The following is a 25,397-nucleotide window of genomic DNA, read 5'->3' as shown; positions in this document are numbered from 1 at the left end:
TTTATACACTTATTTCCTTCTCGGTTAAAGCACCCCATGCTCCAACAACATCTCCAACCCACTCTCTTTTCCCATATACATGAGTCTTTGTTTTTCCGCTTTAAGCTGTTGCTTTACCGCAGACACATCCGCATCAATCTGTTTATACAACTGCTCAATATTGAGTTGCCCTTTGGACTTTTGCACCGCAATTTTGGCTTTATTTGACCATACAAGCGAGTTAATCAATTCCTGCATCTGCTGTTTTAAGGACTGGCTTTGTGCTTCTAACGCCTGTTGGTAAAACTTGAATTGTTCTGTGCTTAAACCTTTGTTTGAACCGTTTTTACTTTGCTCAACTTCAAGCTGAAGTTTCAGTAAAAAGAATAAATCTTCCTGTTCGTATGCTTCATTGGCACGTTGTAAAAGCTCGGTCTTTTCCTCTTTTTTAGCTTCATCGGGCTCACGATCAGGGTGAATGATGGAAGCAATCTTGAGATACACAGTTTTGAGTGATTGATTCACCATCTTTTCAGCTTGCGCTTGTTTTTCTTGCTGACGTTTTAACTTGGCTTGCTCACGTGCTTGTTGGTATTGATCATTATTCCAATCTTCAAATACATCATCGGCTTGGACTGTTTCAGTTTCAGGCTCATCAAAAGTGTCTATATTTTTCTTCTTGTTTTTTTTCTTGCTGTATTCATCTGCCTGCTGATAATAGACATGCATTTTTTCCACTTCATCTAACTGCTTTTGACTCAGCAAATGTGAACCTTGTAGTAACCGTGCTAAAGTTTGGATTTTATCTTCCACCAATGCTGTATTTGATTTCGTGAAACTATAACTACTTAGACCATTCCAAAGTGTCTTCATCTGTTCATACAAAGTGCTATATAACTCACGATACGCAGGCATCAGCGCCTTTTGACTATAGGCACGAATGTCATCTTGGGCATGTTGCCATGCAAGCAATAACTGTTTCTGCTGTTCAATCTCATCAATTAAACGATTCAGCTTTTGATGCTGTGGTGAGACTTCAAGCACCATGTTTGGCATGGTTTTCAGCGCAAAAGGCATAGGGAAGATAAAAGCAAAAGAGAAATTATACCTGATTTATGTGAAAGTATTTTTTGACTCATCTCAGTAAAACTGAAGCAAAGCAAAATCCTGAGCAAATAAGCCTTAACATTACATGGCTTCAGATCAGGTAATTTTTTGAATTAACCAAGTCACTCAAATCATTGCAGTTTATTACGCAACTATAAACATTCAGCCGCCGCAATTCATGCATAGTATCAACAAAGACCAACAGATTATAAAAAGGACATTCACATGGATTGGGCCAGTATTTTTATTCATGACACCACCTGGGCTTTTGCTGCTGAAATTAGCGTGCGTGCCATCCTTATGTTCAGCATGATCATTATCTTTTTACGCCTGACCGGCAAACGGGGGGTGCGCCAGCTGTCAATTTTTGAACTGGCGATTATTCTGTCGCTGGGTTCAATTGCCGGCGACCCGATGTTCACCGAAGATCTGCCGCTGATTCAGGCCCTGCTAATCATGAGCATCGTGATTTTCCTGTATCGTCTGGTGACCTGGTTAATGATGAAATACCAGCCCTTTGAAGATCTGCTGGAAGGCAAGTCACTGTATATTGTCGAAGATGGCGAGCTGGTCTTAGAAAAGATTAAACGCGGTAAAATGTCGCACGATGAATTCTTTGCCGAAATGCGCCAGCAAGGGGTCGAACATCTGGGACAGGTACGGGTCGGTTTACTCGAAAATGATGGCAAGTTCAGCATCCTGTTTTTCTCCAATGATCAGGTGCGGTACGGTTTACCCCTGTTTCCCAAAGCCTGTCAGGAAATCACCGACGTTAAACCGCATACCCATTACGCCTGCGTATACTGTGGCTATACCGATTTTTTGCAACGTGCCGAGCAGATCTGCCCGCGTTGTGACAGCTGTCACTGGACTGAAGCCATCAATACCTTACGGGTAGATTAATCGCGTGTTTTAAATCTCTGTGCCGGTTCATCCACCTTCGCCCAACCGTTTTATCTCAACTTTGGTCATATCTTGGTCTTTAATGGCCCAAGACTGGCACAGTTCCTGCTGTATTTTATTCATGCTTTTTGCTGCTATTTATCTAAAAAGTGGTTATTTCATAACGATTTATCATTAACAAAACGGTTAAAAATTTCGCTTGAGCAATGCTGGAAATCTCGCTTAAGATGAAGCTATGCCGTTGTGCAGAGATAATTAAAACAATCTCATTTGCTTCATTACCTGATAAATCAGTTCCAGGATTGGAATTGCCATGAATAACAGCAAATGACCAATAATCAATACAAAAGGAGTTTTGTACATGACCTCTAAACGCACCCTCACCTCCCTGTTTTGTGCCAGCGCATTCATGCTTGGCCTCAGTGCTTGTAGTGACAATAAAGCTCCAGCTGATGCCAATAGCAACACCAATGCCGCTGCCTCGAGTTCGGGCACCTTAGAGAAAATCAAAAAGTCCGGCACCATTGTGCTGGGTTATCGTGACTCATCCATTCCCTTCTCCTATATTGCCGATACGCCAAATCAGCCGGTCGGTTATGCGCATGACCTGCAACTAAAAGTGGTGGAAGCGCTAAAACAGAAACTGGAGATGCCAGATCTGAAAATCCGCTATAACCTGGTTACCAGCCAGAACCGGATTCCACTGGTCTCTAACGGGACGGTCGATTTAGAGTGTGGCTCGACCACCAACAATCAGGAACGCCAGCAGCAAGTGGCTTTCTCGGTCGGTTTCTTCCAGGTGGGTTCACGTTTACTTACGGCCAAAGATTCCGGCATTCAGGATTTTGCTGACTTAAAAGGCAAAAAACTGGTCACCACCGCCGGTACCACTTCTGAACGTTATATCCGCCAGCATGAAAAAGAACTCGGTATTGGCGAAATTATTTCAGCCAAAGACCATGCCGAATCGTTCCTGATGCTACAAAGTGGCCGTGCGGCTGCCTTTATGATGGATGATATTCTGCTGGCCGGTGAAAAATCCAAAGCCACCGATCCAGACAAATGGGTAATTGTCGGCACGGCGCCAATTCAGGAAATTTACGGCTGTATGCTGCGTAAAGGCGATGCTGAATTTAAACAGGTGGTGGATGATGCCATTAAAGCCACCTATAGCTCGGGTGAAATTAACCAGATGTATAACAAATGGTTCCAACAGCCAATTCCTCCAAAGAACATCAACTTGAACTTTGAAATGTCCGATCAGCTGAAAGACCTGATTGCCAATCCGCACGATCGTGATCAGTAACACTCCAACATAAACCGACTCAGGTAAACACGGATGCTTTACCTGAGTTTTTGAGGAGGACGTATGAATTATAGTTGGAACTGGGGTGTCCTGTTTCAGTCGACCGGCATTGGCGACAGTACCTATCTGCACTGGATTCTCGCCGGGCTGGGCTGGCTGCTGGTGATTGCCATTGTGGCCTGGAGTATTGCCATGCTACTGGGCAGCATTTTGGGGATTATGCGAACCCTGCCCAGCAAAACCGCCCGCACGATTGGCACCGCCTATGTCACCATTTTCCGTAATGTACCGCTGCTGATCCAGCTGTTTATCTGGTTCTATGTGGTGCCCAATTTCCTGCCAGCACCCATCAAAAGCTGGTGGATGAATGATCTAGGCGCGCATACTTCGGCACTGATTTCAGCCAGTATCGGGCTAGGACTGTTTACCGCGGCGCGGGTCTGTGAACAGGTGCGCACCGGTATTGAAGCCCTGCCACGCGGACAGATCAATGCCGGTTATGCCATGGGTTTTAGTACCGCGCAGTTATATCGCTATGTAATTTTGCCGCAGTCATTCCGCACTATTTTGCCGCCGTTAAGCTCGGAGCTGACCAACTGCGTTAAAAACACCTCGGTCGCCTCTCTGGTCGGGGTGGCGGAAATTATCTCGCAAATGAAAACCATCAGTGAGTACACGCAAAACACCATTGAAATTTATACCATTGTCACCGTTATTTTTATTGTGATTAATATTTGCCTGATTCAGGGCATGAACCTGCTGGAAAAACGTTTACGTGTTCCCGGCCTGATTGCAGGAGAAAAATAATGGAATGGCTCACTGCATTTTTAAATGATTTACAACTGTCGGGGCCAGCGCTATGGCATGGTTTTACCATTACCTTAAAAGTGCTGGTCATGGCGACCATTGGCGGTATTCTAATTGGCACCCTGCTGGCGTTAATGCGCCTGTCTTCTATTCGCGTACTGAATCTGTTTGCACAAGGCTATGTCAATCTGTTCCGCTCGATTCCCTTGCTGCTGGTGCTAATGTGGTTCTATTTTGCGGTACCATTTTTCTACACCGCCCTCACCGGGAATTACCTGACCATTGATACTGCACTGGTGTCGAGTATCGTGGCCTTTATGCTGTTTGAGGCGGCCTACTTTTCTGAAATTGTCCGTGCCGGGATTCAGTCCATTCCCAAAGGCCAGACTGCGGCTGCCTATGCGCTGGGCATGACTTATGGCCAGTCGATGCGGCTGATTATCTTACCGCAGGCCTTTCGCAAAATGACCCCGCTGCTGTTACAGCAGACCATCATCCTGTTTCAGGACTCCACCATGGTTTATGCCATTGGCCTGCTGGATTTCTTCCGTACCAATTATGTCCGCGGCGATTTAATGGCGCTGCTGACCCAATATATTCTATTTGCCGGGCTGGTGTATTTTAGCGTGAGTTTAATCGCCACCTATGCAGTGAAAAAACTACAAAGGAGGCTGACGGTATGACCGAACCCAAGATTATGATTGACCTCCAGAATGTCAGCAAATGGTATAAGGATTTTCAGGTCCTGACCGATTGCAGCACCCAGATTCGTCAGGGAGAAGTGGTGGTGGTGTGTGGACCATCGGGTTCGGGAAAATCGACCTTGATTAAAACCGTAAATGGTCTGGAACCGTTTCAAAAAGGCCAGATTCTGGTTGATGGGATTTCGATTAGCGATCCGAAAACCAATCTGAACAAACTGCGTAGCCGTGTTGGCATGGTGTTCCAGCATTTCGAGCTGTTTCCGCATTTAAGCATTACCGAAAACCTGACCATTGCCCAGATCAAGGTACTGGGCCGCTCGGAAACTGAAGCCAAACAGAAAGGGCTGGCCTATCTGGATCGGGTTGGTTTAAGTTCACAGGCCAACAAGTTTCCGGCGCAACTCTCTGGTGGGCAGCAGCAGCGGGTTGCCATTGCCCGCGCCTTAAGTATGGACCCGATTGCCATGCTGTTTGATGAACCAACCTCGGCGCTGGACCCGGAAATGATTACCGAAGTACTGGACGTAATGGTCGAGCTGGCGCGTGAAGGCATGACCATGATGTGTGTGACCCATGAAATGGGCTTTGCCCGCCAGGTCGCCAACCGGGTGATTTTTATGGATCAGGGTAAAATTGTCGAAGACTGCACCAAAGATGAATTCTTTAATACCCAGCGCGGTGAACGTGCCCAGCAGTTCCTAGATAAAATCCTGCATTAATCCATACAACCAAACATCCCAAATTAAGAAGCAGATCAGATGATCTGCTTTTTTTTCGTATTCGATTACTCCAGCACCAGACGCGCATTGGTCGGCTGTACCGGCCGGTTATTCGGATGTTCCATCAGCTGTGAAAAAGCCTGAATCTGCTGTCTCGAGGCCTGCTGAATCTGTTTGAAGACAATCCAGCGCACGCCTTCGGTACACGGCGGCGTAGTTAAAGAGCCGTTAAAACGATAATAATCCCGTTGCTCCGGTAAAAATGCTGCTGCCACATCCTGATGGTTTAATGTAATGGCCTCACCGGCCTGCTGCGGTAATTCCTGCCACAGCTGTTTCAGCTTCGGATTTTCCTGACCTTCTTGAAACATGATTGCCAGCACCGCCAGCTCACCGGCAGGTGTAGCATGTACCAGATGCATCTCCATCGCAAAACTTTGCCCCTGAATGGTGTTTTCACTTGGACTATGCAAATGGAACTGCTTGAGTTCAAAGATTTTCTGGTCCAGTTCTAAATGGCTACCCTGCTCAAAATTGACCTGAACCGTGCGCTGGTTATTCACAATGGTTTTGGCCTTGGCCGCATAGTTCAGTTTTAACGGCGGCAACTGTGCCGGTGTGGTCTGGGCAATATTAATGGGCGCCTGATTCATGCCCGCGCAGGCCTGATATTCCGGTTTTAACTGGCTCCATTTATCCGGCGCAATCTGTGCCGCATAGCTCCAGTCAAAATGACTGCCCTCGGCAGCAAAAGCCATATTCATACTCAAAAGTGCAGTCGCTGCAAAAATACTCCGTTTCATTCTTCAACCTTGAAAACACATCATCAAAAGAGCCTTGATCATCCGTAACCTGCGCCGGCAGGACAAAACCAAATCTTCCAACTGTTTATTGCTTTTGTATCTGATTGGAGCGGTTTTTGAGCGTTATAATTCAGCCTGATGGCCTGATAATGACTTGTTCGATTCTCCGACTTATCAAGTTGTACTGATCAATCACGGCGTTGCCGCCCAAACCCACCTTGGTTTCCAGTTCGATGGTGATGCTTTTTTATAAGTCCGGTACTAACAGTTTTCTGGCTGCTGGAGCAGCGACTTATAAAACTGATGACGCTTTGCTTAAATCAACCGGCAACAACATGGGGTATTGAAGAAGTAGATCAGCGATTCTGCTGGCGCTGGCCGATTTTTTAGCTCAGCTTTAGCATGGAATTTTCGCGGTCTTACTAGGTATGTTAAGTTTTCTACCGGGATGGATTGGCCTCGAATTTTAGCTGCACCAGCATGAAGCATGATTGACGTTGTGATTTAGCCAACGCCACTTGTCATTGACGAGTTGATCACAGGATTCATCACTAAAAATGGAATATCTAAACCAAACCAGCTGATGAGTATCTTGCTTATTCAAAAGTCAGTCTTTCTGATCAGGAGCATCGATCTATGAATGGATTGAACAGGAATTCGACAGTCTGCACGTCAGCGCCTGCATCTGTCTTAAATATGTCATAAACAGCCACTACACTGCTTGTCATCGGGATCGCACACCACTCCCTGCCCATATTCAGGGTCAATTCCAAGAAAGTGCCTCCTCACTGCATAACATCAGCACAGCCACTATTCATCCAGCAAACGGCTGTGGGTCAAGGTGGAAGGCCATTATTTTTTATAAACCAGTTACGACTCCAGCGATTCCCTCCAGGATCGCTTTTTTTCTTTTGAAGGGTTTATTGGTGCTGAAGCGCCTCATCTTTTGGCAGGCTTCTGGCCCAGACCAGAATCGGAAGCAGACACAGCAGCGCAATCCCGCTAATCATCATTAAATAGCGTGCATAACCAAGCTGATCGCCCAGTATGCCGCTGAGGCTATACAGCCCACCACTGACAGTAGCCATCAGTGCCACCTGAAAGGTAAAATCGGTGCCGGCCAGCTGTTTGCGGCTATAGTGCATCACCAAAGTGAGCATCACCACCAGCAGCATCGCCGAAATACCATCTTCCAGCGCATTAATCAGATAAATCAGCCACAGTGCTACCGCCTGCTGCTGTTCATACTGATAGGCCAGCCAGCTATAGGCGGCTAAAGCCAGTACTTTCAACACTGAAAACAGCACTAAAGCCTGAGCACGTGACATCACCCTGAGCAATAAGCCTGCCACACCTGCACCCAGTAACGCGGCAAACGCCCCCAGCATGGTCACATAAATACCAATCTGGGAAAAGCTCAGGCCCAAATCGACCATTAACGGTTTGAGTAATGGGCCAGACAGACCATCGGCAATTTTAAAACTGAGCAGCACCCATAACCACAGTGCCAAGCTGCGGCTCTGGCGAAAATAACCCAGATACTGGCGCACGACCTGCCAGGAAAAAGGCGTGGTCTTCTGCGCTGTTTTGGCTGCATGTTGCGGTTCACGATACAGTAAAATTGGCAAGGTATTTAAAAATACCAGTAGCGCCAGCATCAGAAACGTGGCCTGCCAGTGCAGCCAGTCCAAAGCCCAGAGCATGGCGCCCCCACCAACAATAAAGCCCAGCCGTGAACCAATCACCTGAAAGGTATTGCCCCAGTGCTGCTGCTGGCCAGTTAAAATATTCACCGCCAGTCCATCGGTGGCGATATCCTGCGTGGCCCCAACCAGATTCATCAGCAACAGCCCGAAAAAAAAGCCAAACAAATACAGCGGTTCATTCAGGGCCTGAATCGGGATAAATGACAGCCCGATTAACACCACGACACTCAGCAACTGAGTCGGAATAATCCAGGAACGGTAATGGCCCTGAGTGCTGCGGCCAAAGCGATCCACCCACGGCGCCCAGAAAATTTTAATCGACCAGGGCAACATTAACAGGCCAAAACCGCCAATATGCGCCAGCGATACCCCTTGCGCCCTTAAGATCACCGGCAAGGCATGGGTCATAAAGCCCACCGGCAGACCTTGCGCCCAATACAGGGAAAACAGCAACAGATAAAGATTCGGCATAGCAGCGGACATTCCTTTTTATTTCAGGCCAAGCGGATGGCTCCAGGCAAAACTGCTCAAACAAAAGCGTATTTTTGCTCTGCTTCCCCATTGAATAAAGTCGCAATATTTTGTAAAACTTGGCTGAGTTTCAGTAGGATAATACATAAAAACAATGACCAAGCAATTTCCTGTTTTACCTGATCAAGTACCTGGCCGCGGCAGCGCCCTGAGTCGAGGCTTTTTTAAATCGCTCTTTTTGGCCCAAGGCTGGCAGCTGAAAGGCGAATTTCCCAACCTTCCCAAAGCGGTGGCAATTATATCCCCACATACCTCCAATATTGATGCCTGGCATGGCTTCGCTGCTTTGCTCGGACTGGGGCTAAAAGTCACCATTTTTGGCAAACATACCCTGTTTAATACACCGTTAAAACCGCTGCTGGAGTGGATTGGGGTGGTGCCGGTAATTCGCCATGCGCCGCAGGGCCATACCCAGCAGATTATTGAAATTATCCGGCAACGTGAACAGATCTGGGTCGGGATGGCGCCGGAAGGCACGCGCAAACAGGCCGAGCAGATTCGCAGCGGTTTTTATCATATTGCCTATGGCGCACAAATTCCGATTGTGATGTTCTCTTTTGATTATGCGCATAAGACCATTCATATTCTTGGTGTGTTTCATCCGACTGGGCATTATGAACAGGATTTAGACGCGATTTATCAGCATTATGAAGGCAAGTTTTCTGCCAAAAATCCGCACTGGCTGGCCAAGCCGTTACAAAAACGCTGGCCCAAAGACTAGCCAAAACCGTATTTTTTTGCTGAGATGTGCGCATATTTTGTTGAATTAATCTCCTATCGAATCATGAAATTACTGCAATTTTCGACCGCCGGCCTGTTATTGCTGGCACTTTCCGGCTGTGATCGGGCGGTACAAACCCCAGTGACTCCAACGCCTATTCAGGCCCGTGAACCGGTGGTGGCCATTGCCCTAGGCGGTGGCGGTGCCAAAGGATTTGCCCATATTGGCGTACTGAAAGTTTTAGAATCACACGGCATTAAACCGAAAATTGTAACCGGCACCAGTGCCGGCAGTTTTGTCGGCAGTCTGTATGCCAGCGGTAAATCACCGTATCAGTTACAGCAACTGGCCCTGAACTTTAAAGAATCCGATATTCGCGATTTAACCCTGAACCGTCAGGGCTTTGTACTGGGCCAGAAACTACAGGACTATGTCAATCAGCAGGTCGGTAACAAAGCCATCCAGCAGTTCCCGATCCGCTTTGCTGCGGTCGCCACCCGTCTGGACAATGGCCGTAAAGCCGACTTTATTAAAGGCAATGCCGGTCAGGCGGTACGTGCCTCCTGCAGTATTCCGAATGTGTTTGTGCCGGCGACTATTGGCGGCACCAAATATGTCGATGGCGGTCTGGTCAGCCCGATTCCGGTCAAAACCGCCAAAGATATGGGCGCCGATCTGGTCATTGCAGTGGATATTTCCGCGCGTCCAACCGGCAATACGCCTATGAATATGTGGGGCCTGCTCGATCAGACCATCAACATTATGGGCCAGCAGAGTATTCATGAAGAACTGCGCCAGGCCAATGTGGTGATTCAGCCTAAAGTTGGTCATATTGGCACACTGGATTTAAAAGCCAGCAACCAGACCATTTTAGAAGGTGAAAAAGCTGCCCAGCTGAAAATCCGCGCCATTGAAAAAGCCATCAGCGATTTTAAAAAATCTCCGGCCGCTTTGGCACCACCACCCAAAGCCAAATTTTAACATCGGGGATTTTTTCATATCCAAGTCGGTTGTCATCTGCTACATTGAACAGCATACAGATTGATCTATATCAATGATTCTTTTTACAATCATTCGCGACGAGTCGATGTATGGAATTTGTTCTTGAACCCTGGCACTGGTTTGTTTTAGGCATTTTGCTGATTCTTTCCGAGCTGCTGCTGCCGGCTTTTGCTGCACTCTGGTTTGGCGTGGGCGCGCTGATGGTGGGCGTTTTATATCTGCTGTTCCCGATGATGGGCACCACCACGCAGCTGGTGATGTGGATCATTTTATCGGTGCTGTGTACCCTGCTCTGGTTTAAATTTATTAAACCACTGTCGATTGATAAAACCAAAGCCGGCCTGTCACGGGAAGCCACCATCGGCCAGATTGGTATGGTCATCCAGACCAATCTGGAGCATGATGAAGTGAAAGTCCGTTTTCCGATGCCGGTGCTCGGTTCTGATGAATGGAACTGCCGCACTCTAAGTCCGGTGCAGGTCGGTGATCGTGTGCGTGTGGTCGATATTCTTGGCAATGATCTGGTTGTGCAGTTGCATAGCCTGCAGAATGACAACGAAAAACAGTGAGTAATATAAAATGAATGCTGGCTCCATTATTGTTTTAGCCCTGCTGGCCTTTGTGGCCATCACCATTTTTAAAGGGGTGCGTATTGTTCCACAAGGCTATAAATGGATTGTGCAACGTTTGGGTAAATACCACACCACCCTAAGTCCGGGTCTGAACTTCGTAATTCCCTATGTCGATGAAGTGGCCTATAAAGTCACCACCAAAGACATTGTGCTGGACATTCCGTCTCAGGAAGTCATCAGCCGCGATAACGCCGTCCTGCTGATGAACGCGGTGGCCTACATTAACCTGACCACGCCAGAAAAAGCGGTGTACGGGATTGAAAACTATTCTTGGGCCATTCAGAACCTGGTACAAACCTCGTTGCGTTCTATTGTCGGTGAAATGGATCTGGATGATGCGCTGTCCTCACGTGACCATATTAAGGCACGTTTAAAAGCCTCGATTTCAGATGATATTGCGGACTGGGGTATTACCCTTAAAACCGTTGAAATTCAAGATATTAAACCATCCAACACAATGCAGTCAGCAATGGAAGAACAGGCGGCAGCAGAACGTCAGCGTCGTGCCACCGTAACCAAAGCCGATGGTGAAAAACAGGCAGCCATTCTGGAAGCCGAAGGCCGTCTTGAAGCTTCACGCCGTGATGCCGAAGCACAAGTGGTGCTGGCCGAAGCTTCGCAACGTGCTATTGAAATGGTCACGACAGCAGTCGGCGATAAAGAAATTCCGGTGGCCTATCTGCTTGGTGAACAATATGTGAAAGCCATGCAGGATATGTCGAAGTCGCCAAATGCCAAGACGGTGGTATTACCGGCCGATATTCTGAATACCATTCGTGGGGTCATGGGCCGACAAAACTAAGCACCTTTTTAGCCAAAAATAGACAGCCTGGATGCTGTCTATTTTTATTGCCTGAAAGAAAAATCAGTATTTCATGCAAAATTATGGTTAAATTTCGCCTTCATTTTTTGAATCTTTCAGGACTTGTGAGTATCCATCAAGAATTTGCATGGAACGCATTGAGGCCATAAGTCCTTTACTGTCCAACATACTATATGGATACCGTATGAGCTCCCTAAATCCGACCTTAATCACCTTTCTGTTTTATATTGTCGCCATGATCGCGATTGGTCTGATGGCCTATCGCGCAACCACCAACTTTTCAGACTATATTCTGGGTGGCCGCCGTTTAGGCAGCTTTGTCACGGCCCTGTCTGCTGGCGCATCGGATATGAGTGGCTGGTTATTGATGGGTTTACCGGGGGCAATTTATCTGTCCGGTTTATCTGAGGTGTGGATTGCCATTGGTCTGATTATTGGTGCCTGGCTAAACTGGTTACTGGTTGCGGGCCGCTTACGGGTACATACCGAAGTACAGCACAATGCCCTGACCTTACCAGATTATTTCTCCAATCGTTTTAATGACCAGAAAAAAGTGCTGCGTATTGTATCCGCCTTTGTGATTCTGATTTTCTTTGCGATTTACTGTGCCTCTGGCATGGTGGCCGGTGCGCGCTTGTTCGAAAGTATGTTTGAAATGTCGTATAGCACGGCCTTATGGATCAGTGCCATTGCCACCATCAGCTATGTTTTTATTGGCGGCTTCTTGGCAGTGTCCTGGACAGACACCATTCAGGCTGGCCTGATGATCTTTGCCTTAATCCTGACGCCTATTGTCACCCTGCTGACCTTTTCTGATTTATCCCAAGTGACGCTGGCACTGGAAGCTGCGCGTCCACAAGCCATGAATCTGGTCGGTGATTTAAGTATTGTTGCGATTATCTCGTTACTGGCCTGGGGCCTGGGTTATTTCGGTCAGCCCCACATTCTGGTGCGCTTCATGGCGGCAGATTCGGTGAAGTCAATTCCAAATGCACGCCGTATTGGCATGACCTGGATGATCCTGTGTTTAGGTGGTGCGGTGGCGGCCGGTTTCTTTGGTATTGCCTACTTCCAGCAACATCCGGAACTGGCCGGGGTGGTGAATGCCAACCCTGAAACCGTGTTTATGGAGCTGACCAAAATCCTGTTTAACCCGTGGGTGGCTGGTATTGTACTGGCGGCAATTCTGGCTGCGGTGATGAGTACCCTAAGCTGTCAGCTGCTGGTGTGTTCAAGTACTCTGACTGAAGACTTTTATAAATCGTTCCTGCGAAAATCTGCCTCACAAAAAGAGCTGGTCTGGGTTGGCCGTTTAATGGTATTACTGATTGCCCTGCTGGCAATATGGATGGCCGGTAATCCTGAGTCGAAAGTTCTTGGCCTGGTGGCTTATGCCTGGGCAGGTTTTGGTGCCGCCTTTGGTCCACTGATTATTTTGTCTTTATTCTGGAAACGCATGACTTTAAATGGCGCGCTAGCCGGCATGATCGTGGGTGCGGTGATGGTGATTCTCTGGAAAAATGTCTGGGGCGATACCGGTATCTATGAAATTATTCCGGGCTTTGTCTGCTCGTTTATTGCCATTATTGTGGTGAGCTTGCTGGGCAAAGCGCCAAGCAGCAGCATTACTGAGCGTTTTGATGAAGCAGACCGCTTGTACAAACAACAGACTCAATAATTGCTCCATGCAAAAACAAAATAGCCAGTGACATCACTGGCTATTTTTTTAGCAACTTAATTGATCAATTCAAAGACTGGACAGTAAGAGAGTACGCGGACCATTTTGGATGGTGACAATGGCTGACAATCTCTGACCCAACTCTCCCACCAAAGAACAGCAAACGCCCCTTGCTGCTGTTCTTTAGCTGAATCTTTGAAGCAGCGTTTAAGATTCCAGCCCTTCTTTATTACCCTGCTTTTTACGCGACTTGCTAAAGCGCTGCGCCGGCCAGGACATAATAAAACGTGCACCGCCCAAAGTGGTGCTCTGATCCACCTCAATCTTGCCGCCAAACCAGTAGGCAATCCGGCTGACAATCGACAGGCCGAGACCATACCCCCCAGAGGCACGGGTACGGCTATCATCTAAACGGGCAAAGGCTTCAAATACGCGGCTCCGGTCTTCTTCTGGAATGCCCGGCCCATCATCTTCCACACAGACATAAGCCACGCCTTGTGCAGTCACGCCACCGCTGACCAGTACCTTGTGGTCACAATAACGCACCGCATTCCCGACCAAGTTCTGCACCACGCGGTGTAAATAACGGCGCTCGGCATCGACTTCCAGACTGGTCGACATGGTTTGCAGCTGGATGTCCTTACCGGTTTTCAGCGCATTAGTTTCATTGACCACCTGATCCAGCACATCAAACAGCACCACTTTTTCAATTTCTAACGATGGCATGCCCTGCTCCAGTTTGGCATAGGTCATGATCTCGTCAATCAGGGTATTCAGCGCTTCAATGTCTTTATCAATCATGTCCAGCTGCTGAATCCGGTATTCATAATCATCTTCTTCGGCCAGCATTTCCATCCCGAAACGAATCCGCGCCACCGGGGTACGCAGTTCATGCGATACCGCGCGCATCAGCTCGCGCTGGGCTTCAATCAGACGCTGGATATGATCGGACATGCTGTTATAGCTGGAGGCCAGACTAGCCATTTCATCTGAACCGTCAATGGGTAAACGCAGGTTTAAATCGCCGGTTTTCATACGGTTCAAGGCGAAATTTACTTCACGGATTTTGCGCTGCATCGGCAGAATCAGGCCATAAATGCCCAGACTCAGAATAAACAGACTCAGCAAGGTAATCCCGGCCGCCAGCTGGAATGGCATCCAGTTAAACAGCGGTACCGGACCAAGTACCAGCACCTCGGACGGTGAGTTCGGCATTGGCGAAATAATGGAGATGGTGGTGCCACGTACGCTGGCATTATCCCGATACAGGATAATGCTGTGGTCCAGCCTTAAACGGCCAATTTGCTCGGAGTCGAGCGGTAAATCAGCAATGTTCTGAATGTCGATAGGATAAGAGAACTGATCCTGGATACGGGCCAGATATTCTTTTTCCTGTCCCGGGAAATAGACCAGATAATCCAGAATAAAGATCGGCAATGCCTTCATTTGCCGTTCGGTAATTTCATCGGCCTTGATATACAGATAATGTTCCGGGTCATTTTTCAGGCCCATAATAATATAGGCTGTGGTCGTTTCTGCATCGTAACGTACCGCAGCCTTGCGCTCTTTAATCCGTTTCAGTTCGGCCCGTGACAGCTCGACCTTATCGGCAGCAATATAATAGATAGGCAGTTCCAGCAAATCTGAGGCATCTGAAATCCAGTCCTGCTTTTGCTGCTCATTGGGTTGTCGCGCCACCCCTTCACTAATGATATAAGCCATACCATCGGTCAGGGATTCACGATATTCTTGCGCGCGCTGATAGTTAATGATCTGAACCAGCAGATAGCCAAACACGGCCACCAATGCCACCAGAATCACCAATCCTGCATAAATCCGCAAGAATATGCTGTGTTTGAACACGAAAAACCGTCCTATCTCAGATACGCGCGACGATTATATACCATTCGTTTCTTTGACGAATAAGTATCCTTTGCTGCGTACAGTTTTAATACGCTTTGGATTTTCCGGGTCATCGCCAATTTTTGGACGGATGCGCGAAATACGTACGTCAATTGAACGGTCCTGACCGTCATATTCAATCCCGCGCAGGCGCTCGAAAATATCTTCACGCGACAGGATACGGCCAGCATTCGAAGCCAGTAACCAGAGCAGGTCATATTCTGCGCTGGTGAAATCGACCAGTTCACCATTCAAGGTTACTGAGCGGCCACCATTGTCGATGACCAGGTCATCAAATTCGATACGCTGTGCCACTTCATCTTCAGGGGCTTTGTCAGTACGGCGCAGCAAGGCACGAATACGCGCCAGCAGAACACGTGGCTGAACCGGCTTGGCGACATAGTCATCTGCACCCATTTCCAGACCCAGAACCTGGTCCATATCTTCGGTACGTGCAGTGAGCATCAGAATCGGTTGATGATAATGTGGACGAACCTCGCGGCAAATGGTCAAACCGTCTGCACCCGGCAGCATTACATCCAGCACCACTAAATCTGGCTGCTCCGCGATAATACGGCGGATGGCACGGTTCCCATCTGGCTCAACACCCACTTCCAGTCCGTTACGGATCAGGTATTCCTGGGTTAAACGTGCCAGACGCTCATCATCTTCAACAATTAAAATTTTTGGTAACTTTTCTTCTTGGCTCATGAACTGCCCCTTTATTTGATTAAACGTATTCTATCCTTTTAAAATCCGGGAGATACGTCGAAATATATTCTGCAATATACACACGTTTACATTGTAAACAAGATGCTATTCACTAAACTGATACATCAAAGTAGCTTTTTGTTATATTTTTATTAATTATTGAATTCCTTATACTTTTCTCTTTTTAACTGAATTCCATGAATTCAACAACATAAATCTTTTTAAAATGTACAATTTTTTTGCAGCTTTTGGCCATTGATCAGAATGTGACTGACTGTTCAAAGAGATTTTTAGTTATCCACAAGTTTATCTATAAGCAGATTATACCGGCTTTGTTATGCTATGCCCTTGTCCGATAAGGCTTATAGCCGAATGGACAAATCGGGGATTTTTTTGCAAAAGATTTTATCCAAAAAACGCCAAAAATTTTAAAGAAAAGTCAATATTGATCTACCCTAAAATTTCCCGTATCTTGTGTTCAATTCAATTTTAAACCACTAAGTCTTGTGTTTATTCCTCAAACACTGTGGCCTATTTTTTGCCCGGTTCAATGGTCTATAAACATAACAATAGATGACAATGGAGCTATGCTGACATGAGCGTAATCACATCCACACCCGGTCAACTTCAGGTGATTAAACGCACCGGTGAAGTGGCCCCTTTCGATGCAGAAAAAATCTCTGTAGCGATTGGTAAAGCTTTCCTGGCGGTTGAAGGTCAGCAAAGCGCCGATTCCAGCCGTATTCATGACCGTATCGAACAACTGACTGAAATGGTTCTGAACACGTTTAAGCGTCGTTTACCATCAGGCGGCACCATTCACATTGAAGAAATTCAGGACCAGGTTGAGCTTGCGCTTATGCGTACAGGCGAACAGAAAGTTGCTCGTGCTTATGTCATCTATCGCGAACAACGTTCTGAAGCACGTAAGCAGATGGGTGCCAACCATCACCCGACCTTACAGATCACTGACAGCCAGGGCCAGTTAAAGCCACTGGATTTAAGTGCATTGACAGCAACCGTCACCACTGCAGCTGAAGGTCTTGAAGGCATTGATGTTCAGGCCATTGTCGATGAAACCGTGAAAAACCTGTACAACGGCGTAAAAGAGTCAGACATCTCAACCACCATGATGATGGCGACGCGTACCCGTATTGAACAGGAACCAAACTATACTTATGTTACTGCACGCCTGCTGTGTAATGACTTAGTGGCAACAGGCCTGGAGTTCCTGGGTCTACCAGTAGAAACCCCTGAAGGTGAAGCTCTGGAAACCTTCCTGAAAAAAGGTATCGAGCTGGAGCTGCTGTCAGAAGACCTACTGAACTTCGATCTGGCAAAACTGGCCGCTGCCATTCAGCCAGAACGTTCTAACCAGTTTACGTATCTTGGTTTACAGACGTTATTCGACCGTTACTTCATCCATAAAGATGGTATCCGTTTCGAATTGCCGCAATTGTTCTTCATGCGCGTTTCTATGGGTCTGGCGCTGAACGAAGACAACAAAGAAGAACGTGCAATTGAGTTCTATAACTTGTTGTCTAGCTTCGACTACATGGCTTCTACGCCTACCCTGTTTAACTCAGGTACGCTACGTCCGCAGTTATCTAGCTGTTACCTCACCACCATTGGTGATGACCTGTACGATATTTATGGCGCAATGCGTGATAACGCAATGCTGTCTAAATGGGCAGGCGGTTTAGGTAATGACTGGACTCCAGTTCGTGCCCTGAACTCTTACATCAAAGGGACCAACGGTAAATCACAAGGTGTGGTACCGTTCCTGAAAGTCGCAAACGATACTGCGGTTGCGGTGAACCAGGGTGGTAAGCGTAAAGGTGCGGTGTGTGCCTACCTTGAAACCTGGCACTTAGACATCGAAGAATTCCTGGAACTGCGTAAGAACACCGGTGATGACCGTCGTCGTACCCATGACATGAACACAGCCAACTGGGTTCCTGACTTATTCATGCAACGTGTGTTTGAAGATGCAGAATGGACCCTGTTCACGCCATCTGAAACACCAGACCTGCATGATCTGACTGGCCAGGCCTTCACTGAGCGCTATACGCATTACGAAGCGGTGGCGAAAGAACAGAACCTGCTGCACAAGAAAGTACGTGCCAAAGACTTATGGCGCAAAATGCTGTCGATGCTGTTCGAAACCGGCCATCCGTGGATTACATTCAAAGACGTATGTAACCTGCGTTCACCACAACAACACGTAGGCGTGGTGCACTCATCTAACTTGTGTACAGAAATTACCCTGAACACCAGCAAAGATGAAATCGCGGTCTGTAACCTGGGTTCAATTAACCTGGTACAGCACGTTCAAGGCGGCAAGCTGGATCATGAAAAACTGGCACGTACCATCAAAACTGCGGTACGTATGCTCGACAACGTGATCGACATCAACTACTACGCGGTACCACAGGCGAAAAACTCGAACCTGCGTCACCGTCCGGTAGGTATGGGGATCATGGGCTTCCAGGATGCACTGTACGAAATGGGTATTGCCTACGGTTCTGATGCAGCAGTTGATTTTGCTGATGAATCAATGGAAGTGATTTCTTACTACGCAATTCAAACCTCAAGTGATCTGGCGGTTGAACGTGGTACCTATGAAACCTTCAAAGGTTCATTATGGGATCAGGGTATTTTACCAATCGACTCTTTAGAGCTGGTAGCGAAAACCCGTCCTGAGCGCATGTTTGAAGTTGATCGTACCCAACGTCTGGACTGGGACACTTTACGTGCCAAAGTTCAAAAAGACGGTATGCGTAACTCGAACGTGATGGCCATTGCACCAACAGCAACTATTTCTAACATCTGTGGCGTGTCTCAATCGATTGAGCCAACCTTCCAGAACCTGTATGTGAAATCGAACCTGTCTGGTGAGTTCACTGTGATCAACCCTTACCTGGTACGTGCATTGAAAGAACGCGGCCTATGGGATGCGGTAATGGTCAACGACCTGAAACATTTCGAAGGTTCTGTTCAGAAGATTTCTCGTATTCCTGAAGAATTAAAAGCGATCTTTGCGACTGCGTTTGAAGTTGAGCCACGCTGGATTGTAGATGCTGCGTCACGTCGTCAGAAATGGATTGATCAGGCACAGTCACTGAACCTTTATATCTCTGGTGCAAATGGTAAGAAACTGGACATCACTTATAAGATGGCTTGGTTACGTGGTCTGAAAACCACTTACTACCTACGTGCTTTAGGTGCAACATCGGCTGAGAAATCAACCATTAATACTGGTGCATTGAATGCAGTTAAACCTGCAACCGTTGCGGCTCCTGTAGTTGCAGCGCCAGTGGTTGAAGAGAAAAAACCTGAAGCGCCTGTAGAGGAAGAAGGTTTCACTCAAGCAGCACCAGTGCCACAAGCATGTTCAATTGATAATCCTGATTGTGAAGCTTGCCAGTAAGCCTCGCTTGATAAAAATCCCCCTAAATCCCCCTTTTCCAAAGGGGGACTTCCCAAAATCAGATTCGATATGCGGGAAGGCCTTTCTTTATTAAAGGAGGGGTTTGGGGAGGATTGCAAAGTATTTGAAAATAACACAGGAAAAGACCATGCCTCATATGACTCATAACTATATGTTAGGACTCGCGGTTCTGGTCTTTTCCTTTATTTTCTTTTACACGCCGATGGTCTATGCCTTTTTGGCCATTCGCAAACAGAAGCGAAAACAAAATAAGTCTTGAGGATCGTGTTCTACGTACATTTTTAGAACAAGCATCGGCAAAACTTAATTTTGCTTTCACAAATTAAGCGTATAGTAAGACATCTCCCCTTCGTCGTGAGATGTCCAATAAAAGATATAAAGCAACGAAGAGAGAATTGATATGTCTATCCTAAGTTGGGACGATTTCGAAGATGATTCGCAAAAACCGGCTGCTCCTGAACACCAGCCTACGCCCGTCGAACCGCAAAAAGCGACTAATCCGCAAGTGGTACCTGCTGCAGAGCAACCACAGACGCATGTGGCAGCTGCACAACCCGCTGCAACCCCTCGAAGCGGATCAGCAAATTCAACCGATTCGCTGGCAAGAGCATCTGCTTCCCTAGAACAGCTTGACGTGGCGCCTGGCCTGGAAGAGCTGGAAATGGGTGCAGGACGCGTACAGGTTGATGACAAACGTATGATCAACTGCCGCGCTGACTTAAACCAGCTGGTGCCGTTCAAATACGAATGGGCTTGGCAAAAATATCTGGATGGTTGTGCCAACCACTGGATGCCACAAGAAATTAACATGAACCACGACATCGCGTTGTGGAAGTCTGAAAATGGCTTGACTGAAGATGAACGTACCATCGTGATGCGCTCACTGGGCTTCTTCTCGACTGCTGACTCACTGGTGGCCAATAACCTGGTTCTGGCGATCTACCGTCACATCACTAACCCGGAATGCCGTCAGTACATCTTGCGTCAATCGTTTGAAGAAGCGATTCACACGCATGCTTATCAGTACTGTATCGAATCTTTAGGCATGGATGAAGGCGAAGTCTTCAACATGTACCGTGAAGTACCATCAGTCGCACGTAAAGCAGCTTGGGGCCTGAAATACACCCAATCCTTAAGCGACCCGACTTTCAAAACCGGTACCCCTGAAAACGACCAGATTTTGCTGCGTAACCTGATTGCATTCTACTGCGTACTTGAAGGCATCTTCTTCTACTGCGGTTTCACGCAAATCCTGTCAATGGGCCGTCGTAACAAGATGAATGGTGTGGCGGAACAGTTCCAGTACATCCTGCGTGATGAATCAATGCACTTGAACTTCGGTATCGACATGATCAACCAGATCAAGATCGAGAACCCGCACTTGTGGACCGCTGAGTTCCAGCAAGAAGTGATTCAAATGATTCTTGAAGGCACCATGCTTGAGATTGAATATGCGCGTGACACCATGCCACGTGGCGTATTGGGTATGAATGCTGGCATGATGGAAGAATATCTGAAGTTCATCTGTAACCGCCGTTTAAGCCAGTTGGGCTTACCTGAGCAGTTTAGCGGTGTGACCAACCCGTTTGCCTGGATGTCTGAGATGATGGACCTGCGTAAAGAGAAGAATTTCTTCGAGACGCGTGTAACGGATTATCAGACGGGCGGTGCGTTGAGCTGGTAAGCGAAAGATTTAAAAAATCCCGCTCTTGAGCGGGATTTTTTTGCAATCTAAAGGAGGATTCAAAAATCCTCCTGATTCATAATTTAAATTTGGTTGTACTTAATTAAATCATCCAACACCAAATTAGATGCCGTCGTATTTTCAAGTATAATCAAATCCGTTTTTGCATATGTAGTATCTGTCGCAGAACCATCCCGATCAATCGTAACGACGGTATGCTCTCCACGTTGCTCTAGGGTCACAAAATTTCCTAAAGTTTCGCTTGTAACACTTTGTTCACCAAGTAGTGCTGAGATATCAATACTATCCCCTTCAGTAGCATTAAAGTCGGTCCAGGTATCTGTTCCATTTCCGCCGGTTGCATCTGTTTCTGCACCTTCAAGTACATTATAAATAACAGTATCTGCTACGCCTCCATAGCTTGAATAACTATCATCATAACGGCTGCCTGTAATTGAAGCGCCTATTCCAATATTCAGGTTCGCAGTATCAGATAAACCACCCACATCATTTACAGTATAAGTAAAGCTCTCTTTTTGACCAATACCGCTACCATCTTGCGTTGTGTAAGTGTATTTACCACTTGCATCAACATTTAATATTCCATAAGTACCAGTAATATTTACAGAATCCTGATTCTGCAGCAAAACATCATTCTGATAGATATGTCCATTTTCAAAGCGATATGTCTCTGCTCCTTGTTGAATGGTGAAAGTCGCTACATTAGAAACAATATCTTCTTCCAGTAAATTACCCTCTTCACTATATATACCCTCTATAGTTGTAAAGTCATTTAATGAAGTTTCAATCACTGAAAGTGTCGTATCAACTGTAAACTCACCATTATTTGCAGGCGTTGCCCCGAACGCGCCTGTATTAGTGGTTATATTTTCCACATTAACATTAAGGATATATTCGCCCGCAATTAAATCGTTAAGTGGAATACTTACCGTATAATAGCCATCCACTACTTGGGTACTGTCAGTTAAAGTTAATATACCGGTTGTCACTTCACCACTTTGACCGATAATTGTGTAGGTCGCAGTAACCTCGCCCCAATCCTCAGTTACAGAAGTATTCAATGCTGTACCTAGTAATTCAGCCGTAATAGTTAATGTTCCATTAGCTACAGTATTTTCTGTAATGTTAAAGCTTTCTGAAAGTGTATAAGTATTTGTCCAAGTTGTATTAGTAACCACTGACCCTGTAATCGGTCCATTAGTTCCTGTAGCCTGAGCATCGACAACTTGTACTTTTGGTAATAACTCACTGACACTATTTGTTTGCGCGATCTTAACCGTTGCATCGTCATCAACTGCATCTACAGTAATCACACCATCAGCTTGAAGATCATTTTCATCCCAATCAATAGTTGATCCTTCAGCATCAGTACGGATATTGAGATAAGCTTGTGAAGTATTACCAGCTGCATCAGCTACTGTATAAGTGAATGTATCAACTTTACCCACATCATTAATATTCCCATTACTTACATAGCGATAAGAACCATCAGCTTGCATATACAAAATACCGTAATTACCAGATATCGCGGTTTCTGTATTATCTGTAGCAATTGGTGTATTCACAGCATGTGTAGTTTCAGCAGAAATGACTTGTGTCACTGTCAGACCTTCACCAATATCTGCTACATCTGTATCTACACCATTCCCTAAAATATTACCTGTTGCATCTGCTGTTGAGTACTGAGTTGATGTTTCTATACTAATATTCACACCACTAAGAAGCCCTACATCAGCAATTGCTCTTAATAATTGACTTAGAGCTCCATCTCCTGACGGACTCGAGAAAGCAATCGTATAATTGCCTTCTGGTATATCAGTAAATTCAATATTTTCTGCTGTCATTACCGTGGTCAATAATGCTGGTGTTAACTGAAGAGCATTTTCAACTGTTGTAACAATCTCACCTGTATCAAGATTCACCAACATCAAATCAGCAGAAAGAGTTTGACCAAGTAATGCCCCTATTGAGTTAACTAATGCGCTAAGATCTATACCTGTTGTACCATTTACATCTATCAAAACATCTTGAGTGGTATCAGGAGCAACAGTAAAATTAAAGCCACCTGCACTTAAGTCAATCTCTGCTAATTCTGATAATACATTTGCACCAGCTAGTCCAAAAATAAAACCACTGTCGGTCAGATTATTTTCGATAACCGTGTCAAGTACATTCACATTATTTAAATCGTCATTGGCAAATAGAACTGCCTCAACAACTAAACTGTCTGTAATTGTGCTTTCATTGCCTGCTGCATCAATAGCTTGCACAGTAACGTTATAACTACCATCAGCTAACTCTGGAAGCTGGCCATCGGCAAGTGTCCATGTACCATCACCATTATTCACTGCGGTATAATTAATACTATCCACAGTCACAACAACTGTTGCTGTCGGATCATCAATTGTACCTTGTAAAGTTGGCGTACTATCACCCGTTGTATTTGTCACAAGAGTTGTTATTGGTGCTTGGGCATCAACGCTTGTACTTGCGGCTTGAGAAGGGTTACCAGCAGCATCAATTGCTATAACATTAAGTACTGCCCCGTCTGTTAAGCCTGGATTTGTAATTGACCACAAACCATCAGCTCTTACGACTGTTCTGCCAATTTCATTGTTGTTGTCATCAGTTACAACCACTGTTGAGCCCGCTTCTGCCGTACCTGTAATATCTCCTGTAGCACTTACAGGATTAATCACAGGAACATCCGGTGCATAATCATCCAAAATATTAATAGTTAAAGTTGCGCTATCAGTCGTTACTCCATCCGCACCTAATATTGTATAAGTAAATACTTCTGATTTTCCGATAGATTCAAAATCACCATTTCCAATATATTCATATGAACCATCAGCGAAAATTGTTAAAACACCATACTCTCCGTTAATGCTTACACCGCCCGTAGTCACCTCTTGCGCTGCACCGTCTCCAAATTGAATATGAGTAACTGTTGCTAGCTCAGGATTTTCATCATTGGTTAAAACATTATTATCGACAGAGTAATTTTCAAATATCGTTGAAGTCACTTGGGTAGTAATGCTAGTTTCCTGCAATAAAGTCAGGGTATTTGAAAGTAGTGCGGTTGCTGCTGCATCAACAATCGTATCTAACAAACCGGTTACACTGAAGCCAAGTAAAGAAATTGCATCAGCATTACTTAATAAACTGTCGTTTAATGCGCCAACAAGTTCATCTACAGGTAGGCCATTCACTAATGTAAGTACAGGCGGTAAGATAACCTCTGTGACTAATGCTGCAATAGCACCACCACCTAAAGCATTATTTACAGCATCAAGAACAACTTGTTGATTATCGGCACCTAATAACACGCCTGCATCACCGAGTTCTTGAAGTGAAATACCACCACCATCAGTATCAAGTAGATTAGTTAAGGCACCCGCATCATTACTGACTACAACACGATAAGTACCTGCTGGCAAATCAGATACTGTTGCAGTTAAGGTATTATCTCCTGTAATCCCTAATATCCCCAGCCCAGCTACATCACCAACTAATTCAGAGTCTTGGGTGACTGCTGAATACACAATATTGCCATTTTCATCTAAAACATCAACACGATACGCATCAGCTACTGCAAGTAATGATGTTTGTGAAATTGAAATTGCAAGGCTATTTATAGAGCCAGAAAGTACCACTTCTGTTCCTGCATCCGCACCGCCAGTTGATTCAAGCAAATTAATCACTTGAACATTCTCATCAACAACAGCTGGCTCGGTTGTTGTGATTTCATTCCCCATATCTAGATTTACATTGTCATCTAGAGCAATCTGGACTACTGGTGCAGTTAATGGGATCAAGTCATCTAGTCGATCTTGTAACCCGTCTTTCTCAACTTGTACTTCTGTCGGTAAGGCATTTACTGCATTTTGTGCGATGGCTTTTAGTTCGGCAGCCTCATCAATCGCAGCCTGGGCAACTGCCTGCTCTGCTGGTGTGATGAGACCATTGCCATCTGTATCCGCATCAGCAATCGCTTGCTCGGCCTCGGCATAAGCCGCTTCCGCTGCTGCTACTGCAGCTTCTGCATCCGCGATTAAGCTGTCCGTTGCATCGTCAATACCATTGCCGTCTTGGTCATTCACCGCTGGAACTTCAAGATCCGTCAAGGCATCCAGACGATCTTGCAGACCATCTTTGTCTGTACTTTCTGGTAACGCAGTCACAGCGTCTTGTGCCGTTTGTTCAG

General features: G+C 46.1%; 19 protein-coding genes. 13 read left to right on the top strand and 6 right to left on the bottom strand.

The features are described from left to right. Positions 1-24: 24 nt before the first annotated feature. Positions 25-1,056, bottom strand: coding sequence for a molecular chaperone DnaJ (locus tag FTU67_RS00090; protein WP_180006840.1), 1,032 nt, complete (start codon positions 1,054-1,056; stop codon positions 25-27). 255 nt (positions 1,057-1,311) lie between these two features. On the opposite strand from FTU67_RS00090, the gene FTU67_RS00085 reads away from it, so the two are divergent. The 5 genes from FTU67_RS00085 to FTU67_RS00065 all read left to right on the top strand — a co-directional run bounded on the left by FTU67_RS00085 (position 1,312) and on the right by FTU67_RS00065 (position 5,525). Further along, positions 1,312-1,989 carry a DUF421 domain-containing protein gene (locus tag FTU67_RS00085; protein WP_160243482.1) on the top strand — a complete coding sequence of 226 codons (678 nt, stop codon included), beginning with the start codon at positions 1,312-1,314 and terminating at the stop codon, positions 1,987-1,989. Positions 1,990-2,350: 361 nt separating this feature from the next. Then, positions 2,351-3,295 (top strand): transporter substrate-binding domain-containing protein, encoded by a 945-nt coding sequence (locus FTU67_RS00080; protein WP_005176051.1) that lies wholly within the window; start codon positions 2,351-2,353, stop codon positions 3,293-3,295. Between the two features lie 63 nt (positions 3,296-3,358). Next, positions 3,359-4,102, top strand: coding sequence for an amino acid ABC transporter permease (locus FTU67_RS00075; RefSeq protein ID WP_005176049.1), 744 nt, complete (start codon positions 3,359-3,361; stop codon positions 4,100-4,102). Next, entirely contained in the window at positions 4,102-4,785 is a 684-nt protein-coding gene (locus FTU67_RS00070) for an ABC transporter permease subunit (protein WP_005176046.1), read from the top strand. The genes FTU67_RS00075 and FTU67_RS00070 overlap by 1 nt, the downstream gene beginning before the upstream one ends. Before the next feature lie 14 nt (positions 4,786-4,799). Beyond that, positions 4,800-5,525 (top strand): amino acid ABC transporter ATP-binding protein, encoded by a 726-nt coding sequence (locus FTU67_RS00065; RefSeq protein WP_171249308.1) that lies wholly within the window; start codon positions 4,800-4,802, stop codon positions 5,523-5,525. Between the two features lie 65 nt (positions 5,526-5,590). Here FTU67_RS00065 and FTU67_RS00060 read toward each other — a convergent pair whose 3' ends face one another. Together FTU67_RS00060 and FTU67_RS00055 are read right to left on the bottom strand one after the other, a co-directional pair. Beyond that, positions 5,591-6,328 (bottom strand): carbonic anhydrase, encoded by a 738-nt coding sequence (locus FTU67_RS00060; protein ID WP_180006841.1) that lies wholly within the window; start codon positions 6,326-6,328, stop codon positions 5,591-5,593. Positions 6,329-7,248: 920 nt separating this feature from the next. Beyond that, complete coding sequence (locus tag FTU67_RS00055) at positions 7,249-8,505, bottom strand: MFS transporter (protein WP_180006842.1); 1,257 nt, start codon at positions 8,503-8,505, stop codon at positions 7,249-7,251. A 154-nt stretch (positions 8,506-8,659) separates the two neighbouring features. Here FTU67_RS00055 and FTU67_RS00050 point away from each other — a divergent pair, with 154 nt between their 5' ends. From FTU67_RS00050 to putP, 5 genes are all read left to right on the top strand, one after another. Then, on the top strand, positions 8,660-9,286 hold the full coding sequence (locus tag FTU67_RS00050) for a 1-acyl-sn-glycerol-3-phosphate acyltransferase (RefSeq protein WP_005176034.1): 627 nt from the start codon (positions 8,660-8,662) through the stop codon (positions 9,284-9,286). A gap of 63 nt (positions 9,287-9,349) precedes the next feature. Further along, the gene (locus FTU67_RS00045) at positions 9,350-10,267 is read left to right on the top strand and encodes a patatin-like phospholipase family protein (RefSeq protein WP_005176032.1); all 918 of its coding nucleotides are present in this window, start codon (positions 9,350-9,352) and stop codon (positions 10,265-10,267) included. A gap of 110 nt (positions 10,268-10,377) precedes the next feature. After that, the gene (locus FTU67_RS00040; RefSeq protein WP_005176030.1) at positions 10,378-10,857 is read left to right on the top strand and encodes an NfeD family protein; all 480 of its coding nucleotides are present in this window, start codon (positions 10,378-10,380) and stop codon (positions 10,855-10,857) included. Between the two features lie 10 nt (positions 10,858-10,867). Beyond that, on the top strand, positions 10,868-11,722 hold the full coding sequence (locus FTU67_RS00035) for an SPFH domain-containing protein (RefSeq protein WP_005176027.1): 855 nt from the start codon (positions 10,868-10,870) through the stop codon (positions 11,720-11,722). A 205-nt stretch (positions 11,723-11,927) separates the two neighbouring features. Then, positions 11,928-13,421: a sodium/proline symporter PutP gene (gene putP, locus FTU67_RS00030; RefSeq protein ID WP_075167564.1), complete on the top strand. Its 1,494-nt coding sequence runs from the start codon at positions 11,928-11,930 to the stop codon at positions 13,419-13,421. A gap of 207 nt (positions 13,422-13,628) precedes the next feature. Here the strand turns inward: putP and bfmS are convergent, their stop codons facing one another. Together bfmS and bfmR are read right to left on the bottom strand one after the other, a co-directional pair. Continuing rightward, a complete protein-coding gene (gene bfmS / locus FTU67_RS00025) occupies positions 13,629-15,284 on the bottom strand; it encodes a sensor histidine kinase BfmS (RefSeq protein WP_163146073.1) in 1,656 nt (551 codons plus the stop codon). 33 nt (positions 15,285-15,317) lie between these two features. Beyond that, positions 15,318-16,034: a response regulator transcription factor BfmR gene (bfmR, locus tag FTU67_RS00020; RefSeq protein WP_005176018.1), complete on the bottom strand. Its 717-nt coding sequence runs from the start codon at positions 16,032-16,034 to the stop codon at positions 15,318-15,320. 595 nt (positions 16,035-16,629) lie between these two features. Between bfmR and FTU67_RS00015 the strand changes: the two genes are divergently transcribed. The 3 genes from FTU67_RS00015 to FTU67_RS00010 all read left to right on the top strand — a co-directional run bounded on the left by FTU67_RS00015 (position 16,630) and on the right by FTU67_RS00010 (position 21,169). Next, the gene (locus FTU67_RS00015; protein ID WP_016659875.1) at positions 16,630-19,464 is read left to right on the top strand and encodes a ribonucleoside-diphosphate reductase subunit alpha; all 2,835 of its coding nucleotides are present in this window, start codon (positions 16,630-16,632) and stop codon (positions 19,462-19,464) included. Between the two features lie 148 nt (positions 19,465-19,612). Next, entirely contained in the window at positions 19,613-19,744 is a 132-nt protein-coding gene (locus FTU67_RS14155; protein ID WP_081407111.1) for a preprotein translocase subunit YajC, read from the top strand. 141 nt (positions 19,745-19,885) lie between these two features. Further along, positions 19,886-21,169 (top strand): ribonucleotide-diphosphate reductase subunit beta, encoded by a 1,284-nt coding sequence (locus FTU67_RS00010; protein ID WP_180056927.1) that lies wholly within the window; start codon positions 19,886-19,888, stop codon positions 21,167-21,169. Positions 21,170-21,252: 83 nt separating this feature from the next. Here FTU67_RS00010 and FTU67_RS00005 read toward each other — a convergent pair. Next, a partial coding sequence (locus FTU67_RS00005; protein ID WP_180061302.1) for a BapA/Bap/LapF family large adhesin occupies positions 21,253-25,397 on the bottom strand: 4,145 nt, incomplete at its 5' end.

The organism is Acinetobacter sp. YH12132 (assembly GCF_013418645.1).
In the GTDB taxonomy this organism is placed as follows: Bacteria; Pseudomonadota; Gammaproteobacteria; order Pseudomonadales; family Moraxellaceae; genus Acinetobacter; species Acinetobacter indicus.
The sequence above is the reverse complement of the archived record's forward strand: the minus strand, read 5'-3'. Positions and strand labels throughout refer to the sequence as shown.